Origin of the sequence: Enterobacter sp. SM3 (genome assembly GCF_009811935.2) — a bacterium.
GTDB lineage: Bacteria > Pseudomonadota > Gammaproteobacteria > Enterobacterales > Enterobacteriaceae > Enterobacter > Enterobacter asburiae_D.
In genome coordinates this window covers 4,479,280-4,503,564 of record NZ_CP099971.1, presented here as the reverse complement: position 1 = coordinate 4,503,564, position 24,285 = coordinate 4,479,280, and the positions used below count along the sequence as shown (strand labels likewise).

At 57.5% G+C, this 24,285-nt stretch carries 18 protein-coding genes; 10 read left to right on the top strand and 8 right to left on the bottom strand.

Going from position 1 to position 24,285, the window contains the following annotated elements:
* Positions 1 to 12 precede the first annotated feature (12 nt).
* The 3 genes from glgC to glgP are packed head-to-tail and all read left to right on the top strand — an operon-like array spanning position 13 to position 5,207.
* Positions 13 to 1,308, top strand: coding sequence for a glucose-1-phosphate adenylyltransferase (gene glgC, locus GVO84_RS21185; RefSeq protein WP_023333724.1), 1,296 nt, complete (start codon positions 13 to 15; stop codon positions 1,306 to 1,308).
* Positions 1,308 to 2,741 (top strand): glycogen synthase GlgA, encoded by a 1,434-nt coding sequence (glgA, locus tag GVO84_RS21180; RefSeq protein ID WP_063144255.1) that lies wholly within the window; start codon positions 1,308 to 1,310, stop codon positions 2,739 to 2,741. The genes glgC and glgA overlap by 1 nt, the downstream gene beginning before the upstream one ends.
* An 18-nt stretch (positions 2,742 to 2,759) precedes the next feature.
* Complete coding sequence (glgP, locus tag GVO84_RS21175; protein WP_159515064.1) at positions 2,760 to 5,207, top strand: glycogen phosphorylase; 2,448 nt, start codon at positions 2,760 to 2,762, stop codon at positions 5,205 to 5,207.
* Between the two features lie 85 nt (positions 5,208 to 5,292).
* Here glgP and glpD read toward each other — a convergent pair whose 3' ends face one another.
* Positions 5,293 to 6,801 (bottom strand): glycerol-3-phosphate dehydrogenase, encoded by a 1,509-nt coding sequence (gene glpD / locus GVO84_RS21170; protein WP_032662239.1) that lies wholly within the window; start codon positions 6,799 to 6,801, stop codon positions 5,293 to 5,295.
* 188 nt (positions 6,802 to 6,989) lie between these two features.
* Between glpD and glpE the strand changes: the two genes are divergently transcribed.
* From glpE to GVO84_RS21155, 3 genes are read left to right on the top strand one after another with little or no spacing between them, the layout of a single operon-like run.
* Complete coding sequence (glpE, locus tag GVO84_RS21165) at positions 6,990 to 7,322, top strand: thiosulfate sulfurtransferase GlpE (protein WP_006177908.1); 333 nt, start codon at positions 6,990 to 6,992, stop codon at positions 7,320 to 7,322.
* Positions 7,323 to 7,369: 47 nt separating this feature from the next.
* Complete coding sequence (gene glpG, locus GVO84_RS21160) at positions 7,370 to 8,200, top strand: rhomboid family intramembrane serine protease GlpG (protein WP_159515063.1); 831 nt, start codon at positions 7,370 to 7,372, stop codon at positions 8,198 to 8,200.
* A gap of 16 nt (positions 8,201 to 8,216) precedes the next feature.
* Positions 8,217 to 8,975 (top strand): DeoR/GlpR family transcriptional regulator, encoded by a 759-nt coding sequence (locus GVO84_RS21155; RefSeq protein WP_159515062.1) that lies wholly within the window; start codon positions 8,217 to 8,219, stop codon positions 8,973 to 8,975.
* A gap of 62 nt (positions 8,976 to 9,037) precedes the next feature.
* Here the strand turns inward: GVO84_RS21155 and malT are convergent, their stop codons facing one another.
* Positions 9,038 to 11,743 (bottom strand): HTH-type transcriptional regulator MalT, encoded by a 2,706-nt coding sequence (gene malT, locus GVO84_RS21150; protein WP_159515061.1) that lies wholly within the window; start codon positions 11,741 to 11,743, stop codon positions 9,038 to 9,040.
* A 586-nt stretch (positions 11,744 to 12,329) separates the two neighbouring features.
* Here malT and malP point away from each other — a divergent pair.
* Positions 12,330 to 14,723 carry a maltodextrin phosphorylase gene (gene malP, locus GVO84_RS21145; protein ID WP_121426132.1) on the top strand — a complete coding sequence of 798 codons (2,394 nt, stop codon included), beginning with the start codon at positions 12,330 to 12,332 and terminating at the stop codon, positions 14,721 to 14,723.
* Between the two features lie 9 nt (positions 14,724 to 14,732).
* Complete coding sequence (gene malQ / locus GVO84_RS21140) at positions 14,733 to 16,814, top strand: 4-alpha-glucanotransferase (RefSeq protein WP_159515060.1); 2,082 nt, start codon at positions 14,733 to 14,735, stop codon at positions 16,812 to 16,814.
* An 86-nt stretch (positions 16,815 to 16,900) separates the two neighbouring features.
* On the opposite strand, the gene gntT is transcribed toward malQ, so the two are convergent.
* From gntT to gntX, 3 genes are all read right to left on the bottom strand, one after another.
* Positions 16,901 to 18,217, bottom strand: a complete 1,317-nt coding sequence (gntT, locus tag GVO84_RS21135; RefSeq protein ID WP_121426130.1) for a gluconate transporter — start codon at positions 18,215 to 18,217, stop codon at positions 16,901 to 16,903.
* A gap of 362 nt (positions 18,218 to 18,579) precedes the next feature.
* Positions 18,580 to 19,155 (bottom strand): Fe-S biogenesis protein NfuA, encoded by a 576-nt coding sequence (gene nfuA, locus GVO84_RS21130; RefSeq protein ID WP_029742206.1) that lies wholly within the window; start codon positions 19,153 to 19,155, stop codon positions 18,580 to 18,582.
* 61 nt (positions 19,156 to 19,216) lie between these two features.
* Positions 19,217 to 19,900 (bottom strand): DNA utilization protein GntX, encoded by a 684-nt coding sequence (gntX, locus tag GVO84_RS21125; RefSeq protein WP_159515059.1) that lies wholly within the window; start codon positions 19,898 to 19,900, stop codon positions 19,217 to 19,219.
* A gap of 36 nt (positions 19,901 to 19,936) precedes the next feature.
* On the opposite strand from gntX, the gene bioH reads away from it, so the two are divergent.
* Positions 19,937 to 20,710, top strand: a complete 774-nt coding sequence (gene bioH / locus GVO84_RS21120) for a pimeloyl-ACP methyl ester esterase BioH (protein ID WP_159515058.1) — start codon at positions 19,937 to 19,939, stop codon at positions 20,708 to 20,710.
* A gap of 111 nt (positions 20,711 to 20,821) precedes the next feature.
* Positions 20,822 to 21,091, top strand: a complete 270-nt coding sequence (locus tag GVO84_RS21115) for a YdgH/BhsA/McbA-like domain containing protein (protein ID WP_023309499.1) — start codon at positions 20,822 to 20,824, stop codon at positions 21,089 to 21,091.
* Between the two features lie 33 nt (positions 21,092 to 21,124).
* Here the strand turns inward: GVO84_RS21115 and feoC are convergent, their stop codons facing one another.
* From feoC to feoA, 3 genes are read right to left on the bottom strand one after another with little or no spacing between them, the layout of a single operon-like run.
* Positions 21,125 to 21,361 carry a [Fe-S]-dependent transcriptional repressor FeoC gene (gene feoC / locus GVO84_RS21110; RefSeq protein WP_159515057.1) on the bottom strand — a complete coding sequence of 79 codons (237 nt, stop codon included), beginning with the start codon at positions 21,359 to 21,361 and terminating at the stop codon, positions 21,125 to 21,127.
* Positions 21,362 to 21,371: 10 nt separating this feature from the next.
* On the bottom strand, positions 21,372 to 23,690 hold the full coding sequence (feoB, locus tag GVO84_RS21105) for a Fe(2+) transporter permease subunit FeoB (RefSeq protein ID WP_159515056.1): 2,319 nt from the start codon (positions 23,688 to 23,690) through the stop codon (positions 21,372 to 21,374).
* 30 nt (positions 23,691 to 23,720) lie between these two features.
* A complete protein-coding gene (gene feoA, locus GVO84_RS21100; RefSeq protein ID WP_008503050.1) occupies positions 23,721 to 23,948 on the bottom strand; it encodes a ferrous iron transporter A in 228 nt (75 codons plus the stop codon).
* Positions 23,949 to 24,285 lie beyond the last annotated feature (337 nt).

Genomic DNA, 24,285 nt, shown 5'->3' with positions numbered 1-24,285 from the left:
AAGGAGTTAGTCATGGTTAGATTAGAGAAGAACGATCCCTTAATGTTGGCACGCCAGCTACCATTAAAAACGGTTGCCCTGATACTTGCGGGTGGGCGTGGTACCCGTCTGAAAGATTTGACCATCAAGCGCGCCAAACCGGCTGTTCACTTTGGTGGTAAGTTCCGCATCATCGACTTTGCGCTCTCCAACTGCCTGAATTCGGGCATTCGCCGTATTGGCGTCATAACGCAGTATCAGTCGCACACGCTGGTTCAGCATATCCAGCGCGGCTGGTCATTCTTCAGCGAAGAGATGAACGAGTTTGTCGATCTCCTTCCCGCTCAGCAGCGCGTCCACGGCGAGAACTGGTACCGCGGGACGGCGGATGCGGTGACGCAGAACCTCGACATCATTCGTCGCTACAGCGCGGAATACATCGTGATCCTCGCCGGGGACCACATCTACAAGCAAGATTACTCCCACATGCTCATCGACCACGTCGAAAAAGGGGCGCGCTGCACCGTGGCGTGTCTGCCCGTGCCCGTTGCTGAAGCGACGGCGTTTGGCGTGATGCACGTGGATGCCGACGACAAAATTATCGACTTTGTTGAAAAACCGGCGAACCCGCCAACCATGCCGGGCGATGACACCAAATCACTCGCCAGCATGGGGATCTATGTCTTTGATGCAGATTATCTTTATGAGCTGCTGGAAGAAGACGACAAAGACGAAAACTCCAGCCACGACTTCGGTAAAGACATCATTCCGAAAATCACGAAAGCTGGCATGGCGTATGCACATCCTTTCCCGCTGTCCTGCGTGCAGTCCGACCCGAATGCGGAACCCTACTGGCGCGATGTGGGAACCCTGGAAGCGTACTGGAAAGCGAACCTCGACCTGGCGTCGGTCACGCCTGAGCTGGATATGTACGACCAGAACTGGCCGATTCGTACCCATATGGAATCGCTGCCGCCGGCGAAATTCGTGCAGGACCGCTCCGGCAGCCACGGTATGACGCTGAACTCGCTGGTGTCCGGCGGGTGCATTATTTCAGGCTCGGTGGTGGTGCAGTCGGTGCTGTTCCCCCGCGTGCGGATAAATTCATTCTGTAATATCGATTCGGCAGTCTTACTGCCTGATGTCTGGGTAGGGCGCTCGTGTCGTCTGCGTCGCTGCGTTATCGATCGTGCCTGCGTCATTCCCGAAGGGATGGTGATTGGTGAAAACGCGGAAGAAGACGCACGTCGTTTCTATCGTTCGGAAGAGGGGATCGTGTTAGTCACACGGGAAATGTTGCGGAAGCTGCAGATCAAACAGGAGCGATGATGCAGGTTTTACACGTATGTTCTGAGATGTTCCCGTTGTTAAAAACGGGCGGTCTGGCAGATGTTCTGGGCGCATTACCGGCGGCGCAAATCGCCGGAGGCGTGGATACCCGAGTCCTGCTGCCCGCCTTTCCGGATATCCGGCGCGGTATACCTGATGCAAAAGTGGTGACCCGCCGTGAGACCTTCGCCGGACGCATCACCCTGCTGTTTGGACATTACAATGGCGTAGGGATTTACCTGATCGACGCGCCGCACTTATACGATCGACCGGGCAGCCCGTATCACGATACGAACCTGTTCGCCTACACCGACAACGTGCTGCGCTTTGCGCTGCTCGGCTGGGTCGGCGCAGAAATGGCTACGGGGCTCGATCCGTTCTGGCGCCCGGATGTGGTGCACGCGCACGACTGGCACGCCGGGCTTGCCCCGGCGTATCTCGCGGCGCGCGGCCATCCGGCCAAATCGGTCTTTACCGTGCATAACCTGGCGTATCAGGGGATGTACTACGCCCATCACATGAGTGAAATCGATCTGCCATTATCGTTCTATAACATGCACGGACTGGAGTTTAACGGGCAGATCTCGTTCCTGAAAGCCGGGCTGTACTACGCCGATCACATCACGGCGGTGAGCCCAACCTACGCGCGTGAGATCACCCAGCCGGAGTTTGGCTACGGTCTGGAAGGGTTGCTGCAGCAGCGCCATCGCGAAGGCCGCCTGTCGGGCATTCTGAACGGCGTGGATGAACAGATCTGGAGCCCGGAAACCGATCTCCTGCTGGCGGCGCGCTATGGCCGTGATTCCGTGGAAGACAAAGCGGAAAACAAACGCCAGCTGCAGATTGCGATGGGCCTGAAGGTTAACGACAAGGTGCCGCTGTTCGCGGTGGTGAGCCGCCTGACCAGCCAGAAAGGGCTGGATCTGGTGCTGGAGGCGCTGCCCGGTTTACTGGAGCAGGGCGGGCAGCTGGCGCTGCTCGGCGCGGGCGACCCGGTGCTGCAGGAAGGTTTCCTTGCCGCCGCGGCGGAACATCCGGGGCAGGTGGGCGTGCAGATTGGCTACCACGAAGCGTTCTCGCACCGCATCATGGGCGGCGCGGACGTCATCCTGGTGCCGAGCCGTTTCGAACCCTGCGGCCTGACGCAGCTTTACGGCCTGAAATACGGCACGCTGCCGCTGGTACGCCGCACGGGCGGGCTGGCGGATACCGTATCCGATAGCTCTCTGGAAAACCTGGCGGACGGTATCGCCAGCGGGTTTGTCTTTGAGGACAGTAATGCCTGGTCGCTGCTTCGGGCGATTCGGCGTGCTTTCGTCTTGTGGTCCCGTCCATCGCTCTGGCGTTACGTTCAGCGTCAGGCGATGTCCATGGACTTTAGCTGGCATGTCGCGGCGCAGTCATACCGCGATCTCTATCAACGCTTGATGTAACGAGGCGAAGTTACTGATATGAACGCTCCATTTAGCTACTCTTCACCCACGCTCAGCGTTGAGGCGTTAAAGCACTCCATCGCCTACAAGCTGATGTTCACCATCGGGAAAGATCCGGTTATTGCCAACAAGCACGAGTGGCTGAACGCCACCCTGTTTGCGGTGCGTGACCGTTTAGTGGAACGCTGGCTGCGCTCAAACCGCGCCCAGCTCTCGCAGGAAACGCGTCAGGTTTACTACCTGTCGATGGAATTTTTGATTGGCCGCACGCTGTCCAACGCGCTGTTGTCGCTCGGCATTTATGACGACGTCAAAACCGCCCTGGAAAAGATGGGGCTAGATTTAGAAGAACTGATCGACGAAGAGAACGACCCGGGCCTCGGCAACGGCGGTCTGGGGCGTCTCGCCGCCTGCTTCCTCGACTCGCTGGCGACGCTGGCGCTGCCGGGCCGCGGCTACGGTATTCGCTACGACTACGGTATGTTCAAACAGAACATCGTCGACGGGCGCCAGAAAGAGTCGCCGGACTACTGGCTGGAGTACGGCAACCCGTGGGAGTTCAAGCGCCACAATACGCGCTACAAGGTGCGCTTTGGCGGGCGTATCCAGCAGGAAGGCAAAAAATCCCGCTGGGTAGAAACGGAAGAGATCCTGGCCGTGGCCTACGACCAGATTATCCCCGGCTATGACACCGATGCCACCAACACGCTGCGCCTGTGGAGCGCCCAGGCCAGTAGCGAAATTAACCTCGGTAAATTCAACCAGGGTGACTACTTTGCGGCGGTGGAAGATAAAAACCACTCTGAGAACGTGTCCCGCGTGCTGTACCCGGACGACTCGACCTACTCCGGCCGCGAGCTGCGCCTGCGTCAGGAGTATTTCCTCGTCTCCTCGACGATTCAGGATATCCTCAGCCGCCACCATCAGCTGCACAAAACCTACGCCAACCTGGCGGAGAAAACCGCGATTCACCTCAACGACACCCACCCGGTGCTTTCCATTCCGGAGCTGATGCGCCTGCTGATCGACGAGCATAAGTTCAGCTGGGATGACGCGTTTGAAGTGACCTGTCAGGTGTTCTCCTACACCAACCACACGCTGATGAGTGAAGCGCTAGAAACGTGGCCGGTGGACATGCTCGGCAAAATCCTGCCGCGCCATCTGCAGATTATCTTTGAGATTAACGACTACTTCCTCAAGACGCTGCAGGAGCAGTACCCGAACGATACCGGGCTGCTGAGCCGCGCGTCCATCATTGATGAATCAAACGGTCGCCGCGTGCGCATGGCCTGGCTGGCGGTCGTCATCAGCCACAAGGTCAACGGCGTGTCCGAGCTCCACTCGAACCTGATGGTGCAGTCGCTGTTTGCGGACTTCGCGAAGATCTTCCCTACGCGGTTCTGCAACGTGACCAACGGCGTTACGCCGCGCCGCTGGCTGGCGCTGGCCAACCAGCCGCTCTCTGAGGTGCTGGACGAGAATATCGGCCGTACCTGGCGGACCGATTTGAGCCAGCTGAGCGAGCTGGAACAGCATATTGATTTCCCGACGGTGAACAAAGCCGTGCGCGAAGCCAAGCTGCTGAACAAAAAGCGTCTGGCGGTCTGGCTGGCGATGCATCTCAACGTGGTGGCAAACCCGAAAGCGCTGTTCGACGTTCAGATCAAACGCATCCACGAATACAAGCGTCAGCTGATGAACGTGCTGCACGTGATCACCCATTACAACCGTATCAAGGCCGATCCAACGGCCGAATGGGTACCGCGCGTGAAGATCTTTGCCGGTAAGGCGGCCTCTGCCTACTACATGGCGAAGCACATCATTCATCTCATCAACGATGTGGCGAAGGTGGTTAACCAGGATCCGGATATTGGCGACAAGCTGAAGGTAGTATTCATTCCGAACTACAGCGTAAGCCTGGCACAGCTGATCATCCCGGCGGCGGATCTCTCTGAGCAGATTTCTACGGCGGGTACGGAAGCATCCGGCACCAGTAACATGAAGTTTGCCCTTAACGGCGCGCTGACCATTGGTACGCTTGACGGGGCGAATGTCGAGATGCTGGAGCACGTGGGCGAAGAAAATATCTTTATCTTCGGTAACACGACGGAAGAGGTGGAGGCGCTGCGCAGGAAAGGCTACTCGCCACGTCAATATTACGAAGAGGATGAAGAGTTACGCCAGGTGCTGACGCAGATCGCGACTGGCGTGTTTAGCCCGGATGAACCAAGCCGCTATCGCGATCTGGTGGATTCGCTGATTAACTTTGGCGATCACTACCAGGTGCTGGCGGATTATCGCAGCTACGTGGACTGTCAGGATAAGGTGGACGAACTGTATCGTCAGCAGGAGAAGTGGACCAGCGCCGCGATGTATAACATCGCCAATATGGGCTATTTCTCGTCTGACAGGACCATTAAGGAGTATGCCGAGACGATCTGGCATATTGACCCGGTGAGGTTGTAAAAACATTGCCCGGTGGCGCTGCGCTTACCGGGCCTACGGGATTGAGTAGGCCGGGTAAGGCGGAGCCGCCACCCGGCTTTTTACATCACGACGCCAGCGACAGCTCACGCTTTCCCGCATTTTGCAGTAACCACTGCGCCACGCGAGACTGCTGCTCGGCGTTGAGCCACATCCCTTCTTTGGTACGACGCCAGATAGCATCATCCAGACGACGAACCCACTCGTGCTCAACCAGGTAGCGCAGCTCGGCTTCGTATAGCTCGTGGCCAAAATGCTCGCCCAGATCCGCAATGTCCTTCGCATCGCCCAGGAACAGCTCGGTATTGCTGCCGTAGGTGCGGGCATAGTGGCGCGCCATTCCTTCGGTGATGAACGGGAAGCGACGGCGCAGCTTCGCGGCGTAATCATCGCGGTTATCGCCGATATCGCCGCCGGGCAGTACCGCGCCTTTGGTCCATGCCGGGCCAATGCCTTTGTAGTACGGCGCCAGTTTTTCCAGCGCGTGCTCGGCCAGCTTGCGGTAGGTGGTCAGCTTGCCGCCAAACACGGAAAGCAGCGGCGCCTGACCGTCAACGTCGTGAATATCGAGCGTATAGTCGCGGGTAATCGCCTGCGGCGAATCAGACTCGTCATCGCACAGCGGACGCACGCCGGAGTAGGTCCAGACCACGTCATCGCGTGACAGCTGTTTCTTAAAGTGTGCGTTATACACTTTGAGCAGGTAGTTCACTTCGCTCTCGTCGATCTCGACGTTCTTCGGATCGCCTTTGTACTCCACGTCGGTGGTACCGATAATCGAGAATTCGTCCATCCACGGGATCACAAACACGATGCGCTTGTCTTCGTTCTGCAGAATGTAGGCCTGCTTCTGCGTATGCACGCGCGGCACCACAATGTGGCTGCCCTTGATCAGGCGAATGCCGTACGGCGAAGGCAGATGCATGCCGTCGTCGAAGAACTGCTTAACCCACGGGCCGGTGGCGTTCACCAGGCCGCGCGCTTTCCAGCTGAATTTCTCGCCGGTATCGATGTCTTCCGCTTCCACAATCCACAGGCCGTTTTCACGACGGGCAGCGGTCGCGCGGGTACGGGTTTTAACCTCGCCACCTTTCTTCTCGACCATCTGGGCATTCGCCAGCACCAGACGCGCATCGTCCACCCAGCAGTCGGAATATTCGAAACCGCGCACGATTTCAGGCTTAAGGACCGATTCTGAGCCAAAACGCAAACCTTTCGAACCCGGGAGGCTGGTGCGTTTACCCAGATGATCGTACATAAACAGACCAATTCGGATCATCCACGCCGGACGCAGATGCGGGCGATGGGGCAGGCGAAAGCGCATCGGAATAGCCAGATGCGGCGCCATTTTCAGCAGCACTTCACGTTCGGCCAGCGCTTCACTGACCAGGCGGAATTCGTAGTGTTCCAGGTAGCGCAGGCCACCGTGAATCAGTTTGGAGCTGGCGGACGACGTCGCGCAGGCGAGATCGTTAGCTTCCAGCATCAGTACGGATAAACCGCGTCCTGCGGCATCGACCGCAATACCGGCACCGTTGATGCCACCGCCTATCACAATCAGATCTTTGGTTTCCATAACACCCTCATGCACTTTCGTTAAAGCTCAGAAATGTTCGATATCGCTCATAATAGCAAAGGAACGCGCTTTTGGTAACATCAAAAAAACAATTTAGAGTGATATGGATAACATAATGGCGTTTACCCGCCGCCAGGACGTACACTACGGGGTAAAATCTTGTCGTTGACCACTGTAAAGAGAACACCATGGATCAGTTTGAATGTATTAACGTAGAAGAAGCCCACCAGAAGATGCACCAGGGAAAAGCGGTGCTGGTGGACATCCGCGATCCGCAGAGTTTTGCGATGGGCCACACGCCGGGCGCGTTCCATCTCACCAACGACACGCTGGGCGCGTTTATGCGCGATAACGACTTCGAGACGCCTGTCATGGTCATGTGCTACCACGGCAACAGCAGCAAAGGTGCGGCGCAGTATCTGCTTCAGCAGGGCTACGACGCGGTGTACAGCGTCGACGGCGGCTTTGATGCCTGGCATCGTCATTTCCCGGCAGAAGTGGAATACGCTTTTGAGCGCTGATCCCGCTATACTGTCCCCTTTTGTGTGGAAATAAGCGACCGCTGCCCATGTTGATGATCACCTCTTTTACCAACCCGCGCGTCGCCCAGGCGTTTGTCGACTATATGGCGACGCAGGGCGTTATTCTGACCATTCAGCAACATAACCAGACCGACGTCTGGCTGGCCGACGAGAGCCAGGCCGCGCGCGTAAACGAAGAGCTGGCGCGTTTTCTTGAGAACCCCGGCGACCCGCGCTATCTGGCGGCCAGCTGGCAGTCCGGGCAGACCGGCAGCGGATTGCACTACAGCCGTTTTCCCTTCCTTGCCACCATCCGCGAGCGCGCAGGCCCGTTTACGCTGCTGCTGATGGCGGCCTGCATTATCGTCTTCATTATTATGAACGTGGTGGGCGACCAGAGCGTGATGATTGCTCTGGCCTGGCCCTATGACTCGTCTCTTGAGTTTGACGTCTGGCGCTACTTTAGCCACGCGCTGATGCACTTCTCGGTGATGCATATCCTCTTTAACCTGCTCTGGTGGTGGTATCTCGGCGGTGCCGTTGAAAAGCGTCTGGGCAGCGGCAAGCTGATCGTTATCACCCTTATCAGCGCCCTGCTGAGCGGCTATGTGCAGCACAAGTTCAGCGGACCGTGGTTCGGCGGGCTGTCGGGCGTCGTGTATGCCCTGATGGGCTATGTCTGGCTTCGCGGGGAGCGCGATCCGGAAAGCGGCATCTATCTGCAACGCGGATTAATAACCTTTGCGTTAATATGGCTAATTGCCGGATGGTTTGATCTGTTTGGTATGTCTATCGCCAACGGTGCACACGTCGCCGGGCTGGCCGTGGGGCTGGCGATGGCGTTTGCCGACACGCTCCATGCGCGAAAACGAACATAATTCTCAGGGATAATTGATGAAACAAACACAACGTCATGACGCTATTATCGAACTGGTAAAAAAACAGGGATACGTCAGCACCGAAGAGCTGGTGGAGCAGTTTGCCGTCAGCCCACAAACCATCCGTCGTGACCTGAACGACCTGGCCGATCAGAACCGCATTCTTCGCCACCACGGCGGGGCGGCGCTGCCGTCCAGTTCGGTCAACACCTCCTGGCACGACCGTAAAGCCACGCAGACGACAGAGAAAGAGCGCATTGCCCGCAAGGTCGCCAGCCAGATCCCGAACGGGGCGACGCTGTTTATTGATATCGGCACCACGCCGGAAGCGGTGGCCCATGCGCTGCTGGATCACGAGAACCTGCGCGTGGTCACCAATAACCTGAACGTGGCCAATACCCTGATGCAGAAAGACGATTTCCGCATCATCCTCGCGGGCGGCGAACTGCGCAGCCGCGACGGCGGGATTATCGGCGAAGCGACCCTCGATTTCATCTCTCAGTTCCGCCTCGACTTCGGCATTCTGGGGATCAGCGGCATCGACAGCGACGGCTCGCTGCTGGAGTTCGATTATCACGAGGTGCGCACCAAGCGCGCGATTATTGAAAACTCACGCCACGTGATGCTGGTGGTGGATCATTCCAAGTTTGGCCGTAACGCGATGGTGAACATGGGCAGCATCAGCATGGTGGATGCGGTCTATACCGACGTGATGCCGCCGGCGGGCGTGATGCAGGTGATTAAAGATAATAATTTGCAGTTAGAGTTGTGTTGAAAAGCCGTTCTCCCTCTCCCTGTGGGAGAGGGCCGGGGTGAGGGCATCAGGCCGCACAAAACCTAAACCCCATACCCCATCATCTTCAACAATTGCTGCGCATGCTGCACCGCATCCTGTCGATGCGCCACACCCAGCTTCTGATACAGATTGCGGATATGCGTTTTGATGGTGGTCGCCGCCACCGCCAGCTCGCCGGCAATCTGCTCGTTGCTGTAGCCTGAATAGATCAGCCCCAGAACCTGCCATTCGCGCTGGGTGAGCGGGCTGGTGCGAATAAGCTCCGGCACTTCCGGGTGGTTCAGCAGACGTTCAACGAAGTTCTCATCAAAGTGCGCGAACTTGTGCCGATGATGCTGGTTAATCTCGCGCAGAATGCGCTGGGCGCGATGCTGGTCCAGCTCCGGCAGTGTATTGAGCTGAATAAGCTGACGCAGCTGCTGCGCCATCACTTCACCTTCAATCACAAAGTGGCTGATAAACCCGGTGCGGTTAGCCAGCTGCAGCGCTTCCAGCAGCACGCGCTGGGCATCGTTTTTACGACCCGCCTGCCAGTAGAGCTGGTTCAGCAGCAGCAGGTTGCGGTTCAGGTCGCTCATCAGACGCAGGCTGCGCGCATTCTCGTTCAGCTCTTCCAGCACAATCTCTGCGGGCTCAAGTTCACCGAGCAGGATCTGCGCGCGGGCAATGTTGCGCCACTGGCTCTGCAGGAAGTGGTTGTTAGCAAATTCCGGTTTTGGCGTTTGACGCAGCCAGTTGGCGGCGGATTTTTTATCGCCGGTCATCTGCCAGTAAATCACCCGGACCTTATCGGCGTTAGAGACCCAGTCGCTATGATATTGACCGTTACCGAGCAGGTTCTCCAGGCGGTTAAGATGGTTGCGGGCGTTATCGAGATCGCCGCGCGCCAGCGAGCACTGCACCAGCAGCGCCAGACACTGCAGCTGCTGCTGAGGCTGGAAGCTGGAAAGGACATCCACACCCTGGCGGGCGCAGCTTTCGGCCTCGTCCAGACGCGACCACGCCCACAGCAGCTGAGCGCGAATACGCAACAGGAACTCGTGCATCGGCAGCTGTTCCAGATGCTGTTCACGAATCAGCTGGAACGCTTTTTCCTGGTTTTCCCAGGCGGCCTGCAGGAACCCCTGCGCAAATAAAATCTCGCTCTGTTGGATCAGGCTCCACAGCGCGTAATGCCAGACATCGTGCCGACGCGCCATCTGTTCGGTTTGCTGCATCAGTGAAAGCGAACGCGTGAGGTCGCCTTTGCAGTGCAGCACTTCGCCGTGTACCGAGGTCGCCACGATGCGGCTGTAGAAGTTAGCCAGCGGCAGTTCATCCAGCGCGACCATCGCCAGCCGTTCAGCTTCCTCCGGGTCGCCGTCGTTAATGGCCACCTGAGCGCGCAGCGCGTTGAACTCGCCGTGCAGGGTGGTATCCATTTCGCTTTCCATCTCCTGCTCGGCGCGCGCCAGCAGGGTGTTAACTTCGCTATAGCGATGCTGACTCTGCATCAGCCAGGCCTGCAGCAGCACCAGACGCGGGTTCTCCAGCAGGCTTTCCCACGGCAGGGCTTTGAGAGACTCTTCCAGCAGCGTCAGTTCGCTGTGGTTAAACAGGCCCCACGCATGGTTGAGGAGGATATCGCGCAGCATGCTGGCATCACCGGCGGCCAGCGCGTGATGGATGGCCTCGCTCGGGAAGCCCTGTGCCATCCAGCTTTCGGCAGCGGCTCGGTGGATCTCCGGAAGTTCAACCGCCAGTTCCCACTGGCAGCGCTGGCGCAGGAAGCTGCCAAACAGCGGGTGATAGCTAAACCACTCGCCCGGATCGTCCATGCGCGTCAGGAAAAGGCCCTGACGTTCAATCTCTTCGAGCTGTAGCTGACCGTTTTCACAACCGGTGACGCGCACGATGAGCGCATCGTTCATGGAACGCAGCAGAGAGCTTTTCAGCAGGAAATTACGCGTCGAAGGATCGACGCTGTCCAGCACCTCATCCACGAGGTAGTCAGAAAGGTGGCTGGCGTTGATGCCCGCCAGACGCCGCGCGGACTGATGCGCCGGACTGTTGTTTTGCCGGGCAGAGAGCGCGATAAGCTGCAGCGCCGTGGCCCAGCCGGCAACGTCATCGCACAGGCGGCTGCTTTCGGCGGCTTCAATGGGCGATGTCAGGCGGCAGTCAAAGAACTGTTTCGCTTCCTGGTGGGTAAAGGCCAGCTGCTGGCTGCCCACTTCCAGAAGCTGATCGCGCACGCGCAGGTTGGCAATGCCCAGCTGAGGCAGGTTGCGTGACAGCACGACTAAGGTCAGGTTTTCCGGCTGATGGCGCAGGAAGAAACGCATCGATTCATGAATCACTGGGTTAGTGATGAGATGGTAATCATCAATCACCACGTAAAGCGGGCGATGCCATTCGGCCAGTTCGATAAACAGCTGAGAGAAAAGGGAGGACAGGCTGGCGTACTGGCGCTTTTGCACCATCACCTCACTGGCGACGCAGTGTCCATGGGTGGCTTGCTGTATGGCGGCAATCAGATAGCTGGCAAAACGCTCTTGCTGGTTATCGCCCTCGTCGAGGGAGTACCAGCCAAGATCGCTCTTACCCGCGGCCCATTGCGAAATGAGCGTTGTTTTTCCATAGCCTGCAGGGCTCGTAACCAGCGCCAGTCGGAAATTATGCGCGCCGGAAAGTTTAGCCAACAGACGCTCGCGGACCACTGTATGGTCAAGACGAACCGGGCGACTTAATTTAGACGGGATCAACATAGGTTTCACTTCACTGTGGGGAACGAGAGATTTTATTTTTTTTGCGCTTCGTAATTAATAGGATATAAGGTCGAACAGAAAGAGAACTATTGCAAGTTATGTCTGGGTTTTGTGGTTCTGAATTTGCACTCTGTCACAAAACATTCAGACAAATGTTGGAACTTTCTCGAAAGGGGCTTAACGCCGCGTCACTGCTGGCTTGTCTGTAAACATTACCGCTGCGCTGAAACTGGTTTCAGAAAGGTATAGTGACGTCAAATTTAATAAAGTCCGGGTAAAGTTGAGTGAGAGTAATAGTCTCCTGAGAGGTGACCCGATGGCTAAATTATTATTCTACGTAAGTAATTATTTCCGAGCGGATTAATTTCACCCGAAACTGCATTTCATTTCTTTGACATTCTCCCCTGTTACTTTTTTATCTTCAGGGCACACTCGAACTATGCTCTGAGAGTGGCCTCGATCACACTTTTCTGCTCATCCCCGCTACTCCTCCCTGTCTAATCCCCCACAGGAGGAGGAAGAGGTGAAATGAGCCAGGCACACTAGCGCCAACTTGTGTTTTCTTTCTAAAGGATGCCGATCCCCTATGTCACAGCCTACCTTCAACAAAGCTCAATTCCAGGCTGCCCTGACGCGTCAGTGGCAGCGTTTTGGCCTTCATGCTGCAAACGAAATGACGCCTCACCAGTGGTGGCAGGCAGTGAGCGGTGCGCTCGCAGAACAGCTGGATGCTCAACCGGTGGCGAAGCCTGTTAAGGGCCAGCGTCACGTGAACTATATCTCGATGGAATTCCTGATTGGCCGCCTGACCGGCAACAACCTGCTGAACCTCGGCTGGTATCAGGACGTCGGCGATGTGCTGAAAGAACACAACATTAACCTGACCGACCTGCTGGAGGAAGAGATTGACCCGGCGCTGGGCAACGGCGGTCTGGGTCGTCTGGCGGCCTGTTTCCTGGACTCTATGGCGACCGTCGGCCAGTCGGCGATCGGCTATGGTCTGAACTATCAGTACGGCCTGTTCCGTCAGTCGTTTGCCGATGGCCATCAGATGGAAGCGCCGGACGACTGGCATCGCAATACCTATCCGTGGTTCCGCCACAACACGCAGCTGGATGTGCAGGTCGGCATTGGCGGGAAAGTCACAAAGCAGGGGCTCTGGGAACCGGCGTTCACCATTACCGGTGAAGCCTGGGATCTGCCGGTGCTTGGCTACCGTAACGGCGTGGCGCAGCCGCTGCGTCTGTGGCAGGCGAAGCACGCGCATCCGTTTAACCTGACCAAATTCAACGACGGCGATTTCCTGCGCGCCGAGCAGCAGGGCATCGACGCCGAGAAGCTGACCAAAGTGCTCTACCCGAACGACAACCACCTGGCGGGTAAAAAGCTGCGCCTGATGCAGCAGTACTTCCAGTGTGCCTGCTCCGTGGCGGACATCCTGCGTCGCCATCACCTGGCGGGCCGCAAGCTGGCGCAGCTGCCGGACTTCGAAGTGATTCAGCTCAACGACACGCACCCGACGATTGCCATCCCGGAACTGCTGCGCGTGCTGATCGACGAGCATCAGCTGAGCTGGGACGACGCCTGGGCCATCACCAGCCGTACCTTTGCCTACACCAACCACACCCTGATGCCAGAAGCGCTCGAGTGCTGGGATGAGAAGCTGGTGAAAACGCTGCTGCCGCGCCACATGCAGATCATCAACAAGATTAACGACCAGTTTAAAACCCTGGTGGATAAAACCTGGCCGGGCAACAAAGCGGTCTGGGCGAAGCTGGCGGTGGTTCACGACAAGCAGGTGCGCATGGCGAACATGTGCGTAGTCAGCGGCTTTGCGGTAAACGGCGTGGCGGCGCTGCACTCGGATCTGGTAGTCAAAGATCTGTTCCCGGAATACCACCAGCTGTGGCCGACCAAATTCCACAACGTGACCAACGGCATCACGCCGCGCCGCTGGATCAAGCAGTGCAACCCGCTGCTGGCAGGGCTGCTGGACAAGACCCTGAAGAAAGAGTGGGCCAACGACCTGGACCAGCTCATCAACCTGGAAAAACAGGCTGACGACGCGAAGTTCCGCGAGCAGTACCGCGCGATCAAGCTGGAGAACAAGGTTCGCCTGGCGGAGTTCGTGAAAGTGCGCACCGGGATTGAGATCAACCCGAATGCCATTTTCGATATCCAGATCAAACGCCTGCACGAGTACAAACGTCAGCACCTCAACCTGCTGCACATTCTGGCGCTGTACAAAGAGATCCGCGAGAACCCGCAGGCCGACCGCGTGCCGCGCGTGTTCCTGTTCGGTGCGAAAGCGGCGCCGGGCTACTACCTGGCGAAAAACATTATCCTCGCCATCAATAAAGTGGCGGCGGCGATCAACAGCGATCCGAAGGTGGGCGACAAGCTGAAGGTAGTGTTCCTGCCGGACTACTGCGTCTCGGCGGCTGAAATGCTGATCCCGGCGGCGGATATCTCCGAGCAGATCTCGACCGCAGGGAAAGAGGCGTCCGGTACCGGCAACATGAAGCTGGCGCTGAACGGCGCGCTGACCGTCGGTACGCTCGACGGTGCCAACGTCGAAATCGCCGAGAAGGTCGGTGAAGAGAATATCTTCATCTTCGGCCATACCGTGGAAGAGGTGAAAGCCATCAAGGCCAAAGGCTACGACCCGGTGAAATGGCGTAAGAAAGACAAAGTGCTGGACGCGGTGCTGAAAGAGCTGGAAAGCGGTAAATACAGCGACGGCGACAAGCACGCGTTTGACCAGATGCTGCACAGCATGGACAAACACGGCGGTGACCCGTATCTGGTGATGGCGGACTTCACGGCCTACGTTGAAGCGCAAAAGCAGGTCGATGTGCTGTATCGCGACCAGGAAGCGTGGACCCGCGCGTGCATTCTGAACACCGCCCGCTGCGGTATGTTCAGCTCTGACCGTTCAATCCGTGATTATCAGGCCCGTATCTGGCAGGCAAAACGCTAAGGAAGCGCGATGGAGAGTAAACGTCTGGACAGCGCCGCGCAGGCGGCGGGGATCAGCCTCAGTTACATTAATGCTCACGGCAAACCGCAGTCTATTGGCGCCGACACCAAAAGACGTTTGCTGGACGCTATGCACAAAGCCGACGCGAAAGCGTCGGTTGCGCCGGTGCCGAACGTGAAGGTATTCACCGCAGGCAAAAAGATGCCGCTGGCGGTGGAGGGGCGCGGCGAGTTTAGCTGGCTGCTTACCACCGAAGAGGGGCATCAGCACAAAGGCCACGCCACCGGCGGCAAAACGTTAAACCTTCCGGCGAAGCTGCCGGAGGGGTATCACACCCTCACGCTCACCCAGAATGACCTGCGTTTCCATTGCCGGGTGATCGTCGCGCCAAAACGCTGCTACGAGCCGCAGGCGCTGCTCGAAGGCAAAAAGCTGTGGGGCGCCTGCGTGCAGCTCTACACCCTGCGCTCCGACAGCAACTGGGGCATCGGCGATTTTGGCGATCTGAAAAAGATGCTGGCTTCCGTGGGCGAGCGCGGTGGCGCGTTTATCGGCCTCAACCCGATCCACGCGCTCTATCCGGCCAACCCGGAGAGCGCCAGCCCGTACAGCCCGTCGTCCCGTCGCTGGCTGAACGTGATTTATATCGACGTTAACGCGTTAGATGACTTCAAAAACAGCAAAGAGGCGCAGGCGTGGTGGAAACTCAGCACCACGCAGCAGGCCCTGAAGCAGGCGCGCGATGCAGACTGGGTGGACTATTCCACCGTCACGGCGCTGAAAATGGCCGCGCTGCGTCTGGCGTGGAAAGGCTTTTCGCAGCGTGACGACGAGCAGATGGCCGCGTTCCGCCAGTTTGTGATGCAGGAGGGCGAGAGCCTGTACTGGCAGGCGGCGTTTGATGCGCTGCACGCGTATCAGGTGAAAGAGGACGAAATGCGCTGGGGCTGGCCGGTCTGGCCTGACGCGTATCAGTCCGTCGACACGCCTGAAGTGAAAGCGTTCTGTAATAAATATGCCGATGAAGTGGACTTCTACCTGTGGCTGCAGTGGCTGGCGTACAGCCAGTTTGCCGCCTGCTGGCAGGTGAGCCAGGGCTATAAGATGCCGATCGGCCTGTATCGTGACCTGGCCGTGGGCGTGGCGGAAGGCGGCGCGGAAACCTGGTGCGACCGTGAGCTTTACTGCCTGAAAGCCTCCGTCGGTGCACCACCGGATATCCTTGGCCCACTCGGCCAGAACTGGGGACTGCCGCCGATGGATCCGCACGTCATGGCGGCGCGCGCCTACGAGCCGTTTATCGACCTGCTGCGCGCCAACATGCAGAACTGCGGCGCGCTGCGTATCGACCACGTGATGTCCGTGCTGCGCCTGTGGTGGATCCCGTACGGTGAAACCGCCGATCACGGGGCGTACGTGCAGTACCCGGTTGACGATCTGCTGTCGATCCTGGCGCTGGAAAGTAAGCGCCACCAGTGCATGGTGATCGGTGAAGATCTCGGTACCGTGCCGGTGGAAATTGTCAGCAAGCTCCGCGACAGCGGCGTCTACTCCTATAAAGTGCTCTATTTTGAAAACGACCATGAGAAAACCTTCCGCGCGCCGAAAGCGTACCCTGAACAGTCAATGGCAGTCGCGACGACGCATGACCTTCCTACGCTTCGTGGCTATTGGGAAAGCGGCGATCTGACGCTCGGCAAAACGCTGGGTCTGTATCCTGATGAAGAGGTTTTGCGCGGCCTGTATCAGGATCGCGAGCTCTCGAAACAGGGGCTGCTGGATGCGCTGCACAAGCAGGGCTGTCTGCCGAAACGTGCCGGGCATAAGGCGTCGTTGATGTCGATGACCGCTACCCTCAATCGCGGCCTGCAGCGCTATATTGCCGACAGCAACAGCGCGCTGCTGGGCCTGCAGCCGGAAGACTGGATTGATATGGCGGAGCCGGTGAACATCCCGGGCACCAGCTATCAGTACAAGAACTGGCGTCGCAAGCTGTCCACAACGCTTGAGAAGATGTTTGCCGATGACGGGGTGAACAAGCTGATTAAGGATTTGGACAAGCGCAGAAGGGCGGTGGGTAAGAAGCGGTAGTTTCACCCTCACCCTAACCCTCTCCCAGAGGGAGAGGGAATAGAATGTAGGCCGGGTAAGCGTCAGCGCCACCCGGCTTTTTTACATCAGACAACCATATTCAACAGCAGCACCCCGACCAGACCGCACACCGAAATAATGGTTTCCAGCGCGGACCAGGACTTGATGGTTTCACCGATCGTCAAGTTGAAGTACTCCTTGAACAGCCAGAAGCCAGGGTCGTTAACGTGAGAGAAAATCACGCTACCGGAACCGACGGCGATAACCATCAGCTCAGGGCTTACGCCCGTGGTCGCAATCAGCGGGGCAACGATACCGCCAGCGGTGATCGCCGCAACGGTTGCAGAACCCAGGGCAATACGCAGAACCGCAGCAATAGACCAGGCCATCAGGAGCGGCGACACGTTGGTTTCATGCATCATGGCCGCGATGTATTTATCCACGCCGCTGTCGACCAGAACCTGCTTGAACGCACCGCCACCGCCGATGATCAGGAGCATCATGGCAATGATTTTGATGGAAGAGGTCAGCGTGTCGTTGATCTGATCCATTGAACGACCGCGGTTCAGACCGAAGGTGAACATCGCGATCAGCACCGCAATCAGCGTTGCCATTACCGGGTCACCCAGGAATTCCGCAACGGACAGGAACGCGTGACCTTTCGGCAGGATCATCTCCGCCACGGCACGCATCGCCATCAGGATCACCGGGACCAGAGAGGTCCAGACGCTGACGCCAAATCCTGGCATCTCTTCTTCGGTGAAGGTTTTGGCGCTGTACAGACCTTCCGGGATCGGCTTATCAATGCCTTTCAGGAAGCGGGCGTAAACCGGGCCTGCCAGAATCACGGTTGGGATCGCCAGAATCGTACCGAACAGCAGGGTTTTACCCATATCCGCGTGGAAGATGGTCGCGATAGCGGTTGGACCCGGGTGCGGCGGCAGGAAGCCGTGGGTCACGGACAGCGCCGCAGCCATTGGCACACCGACATACAGCAGCGGGATGTTTGCCGCAGCCGCGATGGTGAATACCAGCGGCAGCATCAGCACGAAGCCCACTTCATAGAACAGCGCGAAACCGACGGTAAAACCGGTTAACACCACGGCCCACTGAATGTGCTGTTTACCGAATTTGGCAATCAGGGTGGTGGCAATACGCTGCGCGCCACCGCAGTCTGCCAGCATTTTGCCGAGCATGGCACCGAAGCCCATGATCAGCGCCAGGCTGCCGAGCGTACCGCCGACGCCGGCTTTAATGGAGCTAATAACCTTAACCAGCGGCATCCCTTGCATCAGACCGACTGCAAGTGCCACCAGAACCAGAGCGATAAACCCGTTCAGCTTGAAGCGGATCATCAAGAGCAGTAATAACACAACACCGATAGCAACGATGACTAATGGCATGATTTACCTGGCCTTTGAATTGTTATGGGTAACGTCATTGTTTCAACGACAAATTCCGATTGTCCCAACTGGGAACAGAGTGTTAACGGCACTAATACTGATGCCTTGGAAACCATTAAGTTTAGTCGGCTGTTATGAGTGTGCTTAGTGCCCATGGGAATGATACGGGTAACATTATGTGATTGAGAATCACCCTGGGAGGCTAAATGTGAATTATGAGACGCAGGTCAACATATAGAGGGGGGCGGCGGGAAAACAAAAGCCGGGTGGCGGCTTCGCCTTACCCGGCCTACGATTCGTGCAGACTATTTTTGTAGGCCCGGTAAGCGCAGCGCCACCGGGCAATACGGGCGAACACTGAATTAGTAGTAAGAGTGCTCGCCGCGCTGGTGCTCGGTCAGGTCACGCACGCCTTTCAATTCCGGGAATTCGTTCAGCAACTGCTTCTCGATCCCTTCCTTCAGGGTCACGTCGACCATCGAACAGCCGTTACAGCCGCCGCCGAACTGCAGGATCGCCAGACCGTCTTCCGTGATTTCCATCAGGGTTACACGGCCGCCGTGGCCCGCCAGCTGTGGGTTGATCTGGGATTGCAGCAGATACTCAACGCGCTCCATCAGCGGGGCATCGTCAGACACTTTACGCATTTTCGCGTTCGGCGCTTTCAGGGTCAGCTGAGAACCCAGCTGATCGGTGACGAAGTCGATCTCCGCATCTTCAAGATACGGAGCGCTCAGCTCATCAACGTAGGCGGTGAGCTGTTCAAATTTAAGGGCAGTGTCAGTCGCTTCCACAGCGTCCGGAGGACAATAAGAAACACCACATTCTGCATTCGGAGTGCCTGGATTAATCACAAACACGCGGATCTGCGTCCCTTCTTCCTGATTTGCCAGCAGTTTGGCAAAGTGCGCTTGTGCAGAATCGGAAATACGGATCATAGCTTTGGCCTAATAGTTGACTAAATTACCTGGGTATAATCATACGCCCATTGAAGAAGGGCTACAAGGTACGGCACAGACACCATACCTGAACCGACGCGGCGCCGCTTCGCAAAAGCAGTCGGGAAAGTTCAGCAACGGTACTGCCCGTGGTGACGACATCATCCACAATCGCGATATGGAGGCCGTCGACCGGCAATTCAAGGCGAAAGGCATTTTTGAGGTTTCTTTTGCGCAGCCGGGCGCTGAGCTGATGCTGGATGGCGGTGGCATGAACACGTGTAAGCGCGCTGGCCTCATACCGACAGCCGAGCCACCGCGCGAGGGGACGGCAGATCAGGTCGCTCTGGTTATAGCCGCGCCGCCAGTGCCGACGCCGGTATAGGGGGACATTCACCACCATGTCGATTTTCGCCAGCGCGCGCTGACGCCGTGCCTGCAAAACCGCCAGCAATAGCAGGCGGGCAAGGGGCTGTGCCAGCGAGCTCTGCCCGGAAAACTTCAGCGCGTGAATCAGCCTGCTCAGCGGGGGAACATAATCATCCACCGCCACCAGCGCGCTCCACGGCGGGGATTTTTTCAGGCAGCGGCCACAGGGCAAAGAGGGATTTGTGGCCGGTAAACCACATTGTGGACAGGTCCCGATACGCCATTCCAGCGATCGCGTGCAGACGGAGCAGACGCCCCACCGGCTGAGCGCCAGCGGCATTTGGCATAGCCAGCACAAGCCGGGTACTGTTAGCATGTGCAACCTCCATGTGAAAAAAGAGAACAGTAACTGATGAAGACGCTGTGGTGGCAGACCGTTGGGACAGGAAATTGCCATCTTGTGCTGCTGCACGGATGGGGCCTGAACGCGGAGATATGGCATTGCATACGTGAGGAACTTGCCTCGCATTTCACGCTGCATCTGGTGGATTTACCCGGCTTTGGCCGCAGCCGCGGATATGGCGCGTTATCGCTTGATGAGATGGCGCAGCAGGTTCTGGACGCTGCGCCGCAAAAAGCGGTCTGGCTGGGCTGGAGCCTGGGCGGGCTGGTGGCGAGCCAGATTGCACTGTCGCGGCCTGACCGCGTACAAGCCCTGGTAACGGTGGCGTCGTCGCCCTGTTTTAGCGCGCAGGACGCGTGGCCAGGGATCAAACCTGAAGTGCTGGCGGGTTTCCAGCAGCAGCTGAGCGAAGATTTCCAGCGGACCGTAGAGCGGTTCCTGGCATTGCAGACAATGGGCACTGACACCGCGCGTAAAGATGCCCGAACGCTGAAGCAGACCGTGCTTTCGCTGCCGATGCCGGAGGTCGAGGTGCTTAACGGGGGGCTTGAACTCCTGAAAACGGTTGACCTGCGCGAGCCGCTGGCCGCGCTGACGGTGCCGCACCTGCGTATCTACGGTTACCTCGACGGGATTGTGCCGCGCAAAGTAGTTCCGCTGCTGGATTCGCTCTGGCCGGACAGCGAATCGCAGATTATTGCCAAAGCCGCACATGCCCCGTTTATCTCCCATCCGACGGAGTTTTGTTCAGCGCTCATTGCGTTAAGTCAACGTTTAGACTGATTATTTTCTATCCAGCCTGGAAAAAGTTACACACCGCAACCATACTCCAGATGTCGTTGCGGTTGTTCTGCCTACGATAATCAAAACAACAATCCTATGGAGAGTCAGGCTATGAAACTTGTTACAGGTATTGTCACTTCTCTGGTTATTGGGTCACTGTCATTTGGCGTCTTTGCGGCAAAAGAGCTGGAAAAAGATAAAGTTGCCGGCATGAATCTGACGAAAATTGGTGAGATTTCTACGTCTGACACCACCGCGCCGATGGACGCGAGAAAAGAGCTGTCGAAGAAAGCGGATGAGCTGGGCGGAACGTACTACGTCGTCACCAGCGCTGAAAAGCAGACCAAAAACGTACGCGCAACGGCGGACGTCTATAAGTAATACGATAAAGCCGGGCAGCGATGCCCGGCTTTGTTAACGCAGCGCCCACCACTCCCTGAGGCAGGCCTTTCCTTCCGGACAGTTTTTACAACTGCCGGAGAGACAGCCGTCCGCGTCTTCCTGAATCCGAACGGCTTTCCCCATGGCTTCCAGTCTTTCCAGCATGGCATCGATCATCGGCTGCGGCGTATGCAGGCTGAGGCTCAGCTGTTTCGCCTCCATCCGCCCTTGTAGTGCCAGCAGGTCACGAACCTGAATTAACGATGCCATGGTGTGCTCCTTAGTGGCAGTCGCCCGCCGGGCTGCTGCAGCAGGTCGCGGCGGTTTTACGGTTTGCCAGCAGGTCGATGTCGACGCGGCTGCGTGCCCGCCGCAGAAGACCGAGCACTATCACGTTAAACAGCACAACCGCGAGAATGCAGACCAGGCTGTAGCGCGGATGCTGGCTAAAGTTAACGGTTTGATAAAAGAGCGTCGACAGCGAGTACGCAATGTTTAACCCCCACAGGATGGAGAAGCCCATCCAGCCGCGGCTGGACTCGCGGGCAATCGCCCCCATCACGGAGATGCACGGAATGTAGAGCAGAACAAAGATGAGGTAACTGTAGGCCGCAGACGCGCTGCCAAATTTCTCGCCCATCACGCCCATGGCACCCGTCGCCATTTCGCCGTCGCCTTTGCTCGCCTCAATAGGGTTCGCCAGCACGCTCAGGCTGAACGTGTCTTTCAGGCTCTGCCAGGTCTCCTCTACGGCACCCAGCAGTTCATGACCGAGATGAAACTCTGCCGGATTAAATTCCTGTTCCTGGATGTTCTCAGCGGTGTAAAGCGTGTTGAGGGTGCCGACAACCACCTCTTTCGCCATCGCGCCGGTGAACAGCCCGACGGTTGCCTGCCAGTTATCCTCATGCACGCCAATCGGTTTGAAGACCGGCGTGATGACGCGGCTGACGGAGGCGAGAGCAGAGTCGTTGATGTTATCTGCCGCCTGCCCGCTGAGGGTGAAGCTGTTCAGCGCGCTCAGGAAAATGCTGACGATGACAATGACCTTACCGGCGCGCAGCACAAAGCCTTTCAGGCGCTGCCAGGTCTGGATCGCCAGGCTTTTCAGGTGCGGCACGTGATACACCGGCAGCTCCATCACAAATGGTGATGCTTCACCGCGCATGATGGTGTGCTTCAGCATCAGACCGGTGAGGATCGCCATCACGATGCCCAGCACGTACAGCGAAAAGACCGCCAGCGCGCCCTGTTGACCGAAGAAGGCTGCGGCAAAGACCGCAAAGATTGCCAGGCGGGCACCGCAGGACATAAACGGCGCCATCATGATGGTCATCAGACGTTCACGCGGCGCATCCAGCGTGCGTGCGCCCATCACCGACGGCACGTTACAGCCGAAGCCGACAATCAGCGGGACGAAGGATTTACCCGGCAGACCCAGCGCCTGCATCAAACGATCCATCACGAACGCGGCGCGGGCCATGTAACCGGAATCTTCCAGGAACGAGAGGAACAGGTACATCATGCCGATCTGCGGCACCAGCGGCAGAACGGTGTTGATACCGCCGCCGATCCCCTGAGCGAGGAAGATGGTGAGCCATTCCGGGAAGTGCAGGGTGTAACCCACCCACTGAATACCGTGTACGAAGACCGCGACGGAACCGGCGTCGAAAATGGGCTGGAGTGCGCCACCGATGTTAATGGCGAGCAGGAACATTACGTACATCACCAGCAGGAAGATGGGCAAACCGAGGAAGCGGTTAAGCACCACTTTATCCACCGCTGCCGTAAAGCGGCTGGGTTCTGCCGTCAGGGCGTTGCTGACAACGTCGCAAATCGAGGCGATGGCCTGATAACGCGCATCGGCGATGTGCAGCGCCGGGTCGTCCAGCTCGTCGCTAAGACGGGCCACCGTCGCGTCCAGCTTATCTGCCGCATGTCCGGCGTAAGCGCGGCTGTAGATATCCCCTTCCAGCATCTGCAGGCCGAGCCACAGGCGCTGTTTCGCAGGCATGCTGTTGTCCATCTCCTGCGCCAGCAAATTGGCTTCGCGCAGGAGAGGCTGCGCGTAATGCACCAGCTCAATGTCGCGATTACCCTGGTGACGGTCAATCGCCAGCTTCAGCGCGTCAATACCGCGAGCGCGCGTCGAGACCAGCGGAACGACCGGGCACCCCAGGCGCGCGGAGAGGGCATCGACGTCGATGCGCAGCTTTTGTTTCTCCGCAATGTCGAGCATGTTGAGCGCCACGATGCAGGGGATACCCAGCTCCAGCAGCTGCAGCGTCAGATAAAGGTTACGTTCGAGATTGGAGGCGTCGACCACGTTGATCAGCAGGTCCGCGTCGCCGCCGAGAATATAATGGCAAGCGATCTGCTCATCGAGCGAGGTTTGCGACGAAATGGTGGTTAAGGAGTAGGTGCCGGGAAGGTCAACCAGCGTCACCTGGTTGTCCGTTGTCGTGAACTGGCCCTCTTTACGCTCAACCGTCACGCCCGCCCAGTTGCCCACGCGCTGGCGCGCGCCGGTCAGCTGGTTAAAAAGGGTGGTCTTGCCGGAATTAGGATTGCCAATTAAGCCAATAGTTAACTTTTTCATTTTTTTAGACTCACTGAAACCGCTGGCTTGTTATCGGGATAAGGCTTCGACTTCTATTAACGCGAGGTCTTTCTTACGCAGCACCAGATTCACGCGGCGGGTTTCGATGTGAACCGGGTCACCTAGCGGCGCCACGCGCACGACCTGGAATGACGAGCCGGGCAGCATGCCCAGCGACAGCAGCTTTTGCCGATAGGCCGGGCTAATTTCGCGAGTAAAACCGGTAATCTTCCATGCACTGTCTGGAGTGAATTGCATAACGCCTGATTCCACGAAAGGTTAAATTATCTACTATGGGATGATAATGAGAATAGTTTTTATCAGCAATATTAAAACTGTGACGGAATGTTGTTTGCGGTATTAATTTACGGCCAGTTTGACCTTGCTCAATATTTGCTGAATTGTCTGGAAAACGAAAAGGGGAGTATTTGTTAACGGGGTGATAATTGGTGGTTTAAATATGGCTATGCAATCAGTTTCATATATTTCGATATGATTTTATTCCCCTCACCCCGGCCCTCTCCCCATGGGGGCGAGGGAGAAAAGACCGCACCGTGCGATCCCCTCTCCCCTTTGGGGAGAGGGTTAGGGTGAG

Coding starts and splice junctions, on each gene's coding strand:
- GVO84_RS21115 (WP_023309499.1), top strand. CDS start 20,822: ATGAAACTTGTTACAGGTATTGTCACTTCTCTGGTTATTGGGTCACTG.
- malT (WP_159515061.1), bottom strand. CDS start 11,743: ATGTTGATCCCGTCTAAATTAAGTCGCCCGGTTCGTCTTGACCATACA.
- gntX (WP_159515059.1), bottom strand. CDS start 19,900: ATGCTAACAGTACCCGGCTTGTGCTGGCTATGCCAAATGCCGCTGGCG.
- malQ (WP_159515060.1), top strand. CDS start 14,733: ATGGAGAGTAAACGTCTGGACAGCGCCGCGCAGGCGGCGGGGATCAGC.
- nfuA (WP_029742206.1), bottom strand. CDS start 19,155: ATGATCCGTATTTCCGATTCTGCACAAGCGCACTTTGCCAAACTGCTG.
- glgA (WP_063144255.1), top strand. CDS start 1,308: ATGCAGGTTTTACACGTATGTTCTGAGATGTTCCCGTTGTTAAAAACG.
- glgP (WP_159515064.1), top strand. CDS start 2,760: ATGAACGCTCCATTTAGCTACTCTTCACCCACGCTCAGCGTTGAGGCG.
- GVO84_RS21155 (WP_159515062.1), top strand. CDS start 8,217: ATGAAACAAACACAACGTCATGACGCTATTATCGAACTGGTAAAAAAA.
- feoC (WP_159515057.1), bottom strand. CDS start 21,361: ATGGCATCGTTAATTCAGGTTCGTGACCTGCTGGCACTACAAGGGCGG.
- glgC (WP_023333724.1), top strand. CDS start 13: ATGGTTAGATTAGAGAAGAACGATCCCTTAATGTTGGCACGCCAGCTA.
- feoA (WP_008503050.1), bottom strand. CDS start 23,948: ATGCAATTCACTCCAGACAGTGCATGGAAGATTACCGGTTTTACTCGC.
- bioH (WP_159515058.1), top strand. CDS start 19,937: ATGAAGACGCTGTGGTGGCAGACCGTTGGGACAGGAAATTGCCATCTT.
- malP (WP_121426132.1), top strand. CDS start 12,330: ATGTCACAGCCTACCTTCAACAAAGCTCAATTCCAGGCTGCCCTGACG.
- glpG (WP_159515063.1), top strand. CDS start 7,370: ATGTTGATGATCACCTCTTTTACCAACCCGCGCGTCGCCCAGGCGTTT.
- feoB (WP_159515056.1), bottom strand. CDS start 23,690: ATGAAAAAGTTAACTATTGGCTTAATTGGCAATCCTAATTCCGGCAAG.
- glpD (WP_032662239.1), bottom strand. CDS start 6,801: ATGGAAACCAAAGATCTGATTGTGATAGGCGGTGGCATCAACGGTGCC.
- gntT (WP_121426130.1), bottom strand. CDS start 18,217: ATGCCATTAGTCATCGTTGCTATCGGTGTTGTGTTATTACTGCTCTTG.
- glpE (WP_006177908.1), top strand. CDS start 6,990: ATGGATCAGTTTGAATGTATTAACGTAGAAGAAGCCCACCAGAAGATG.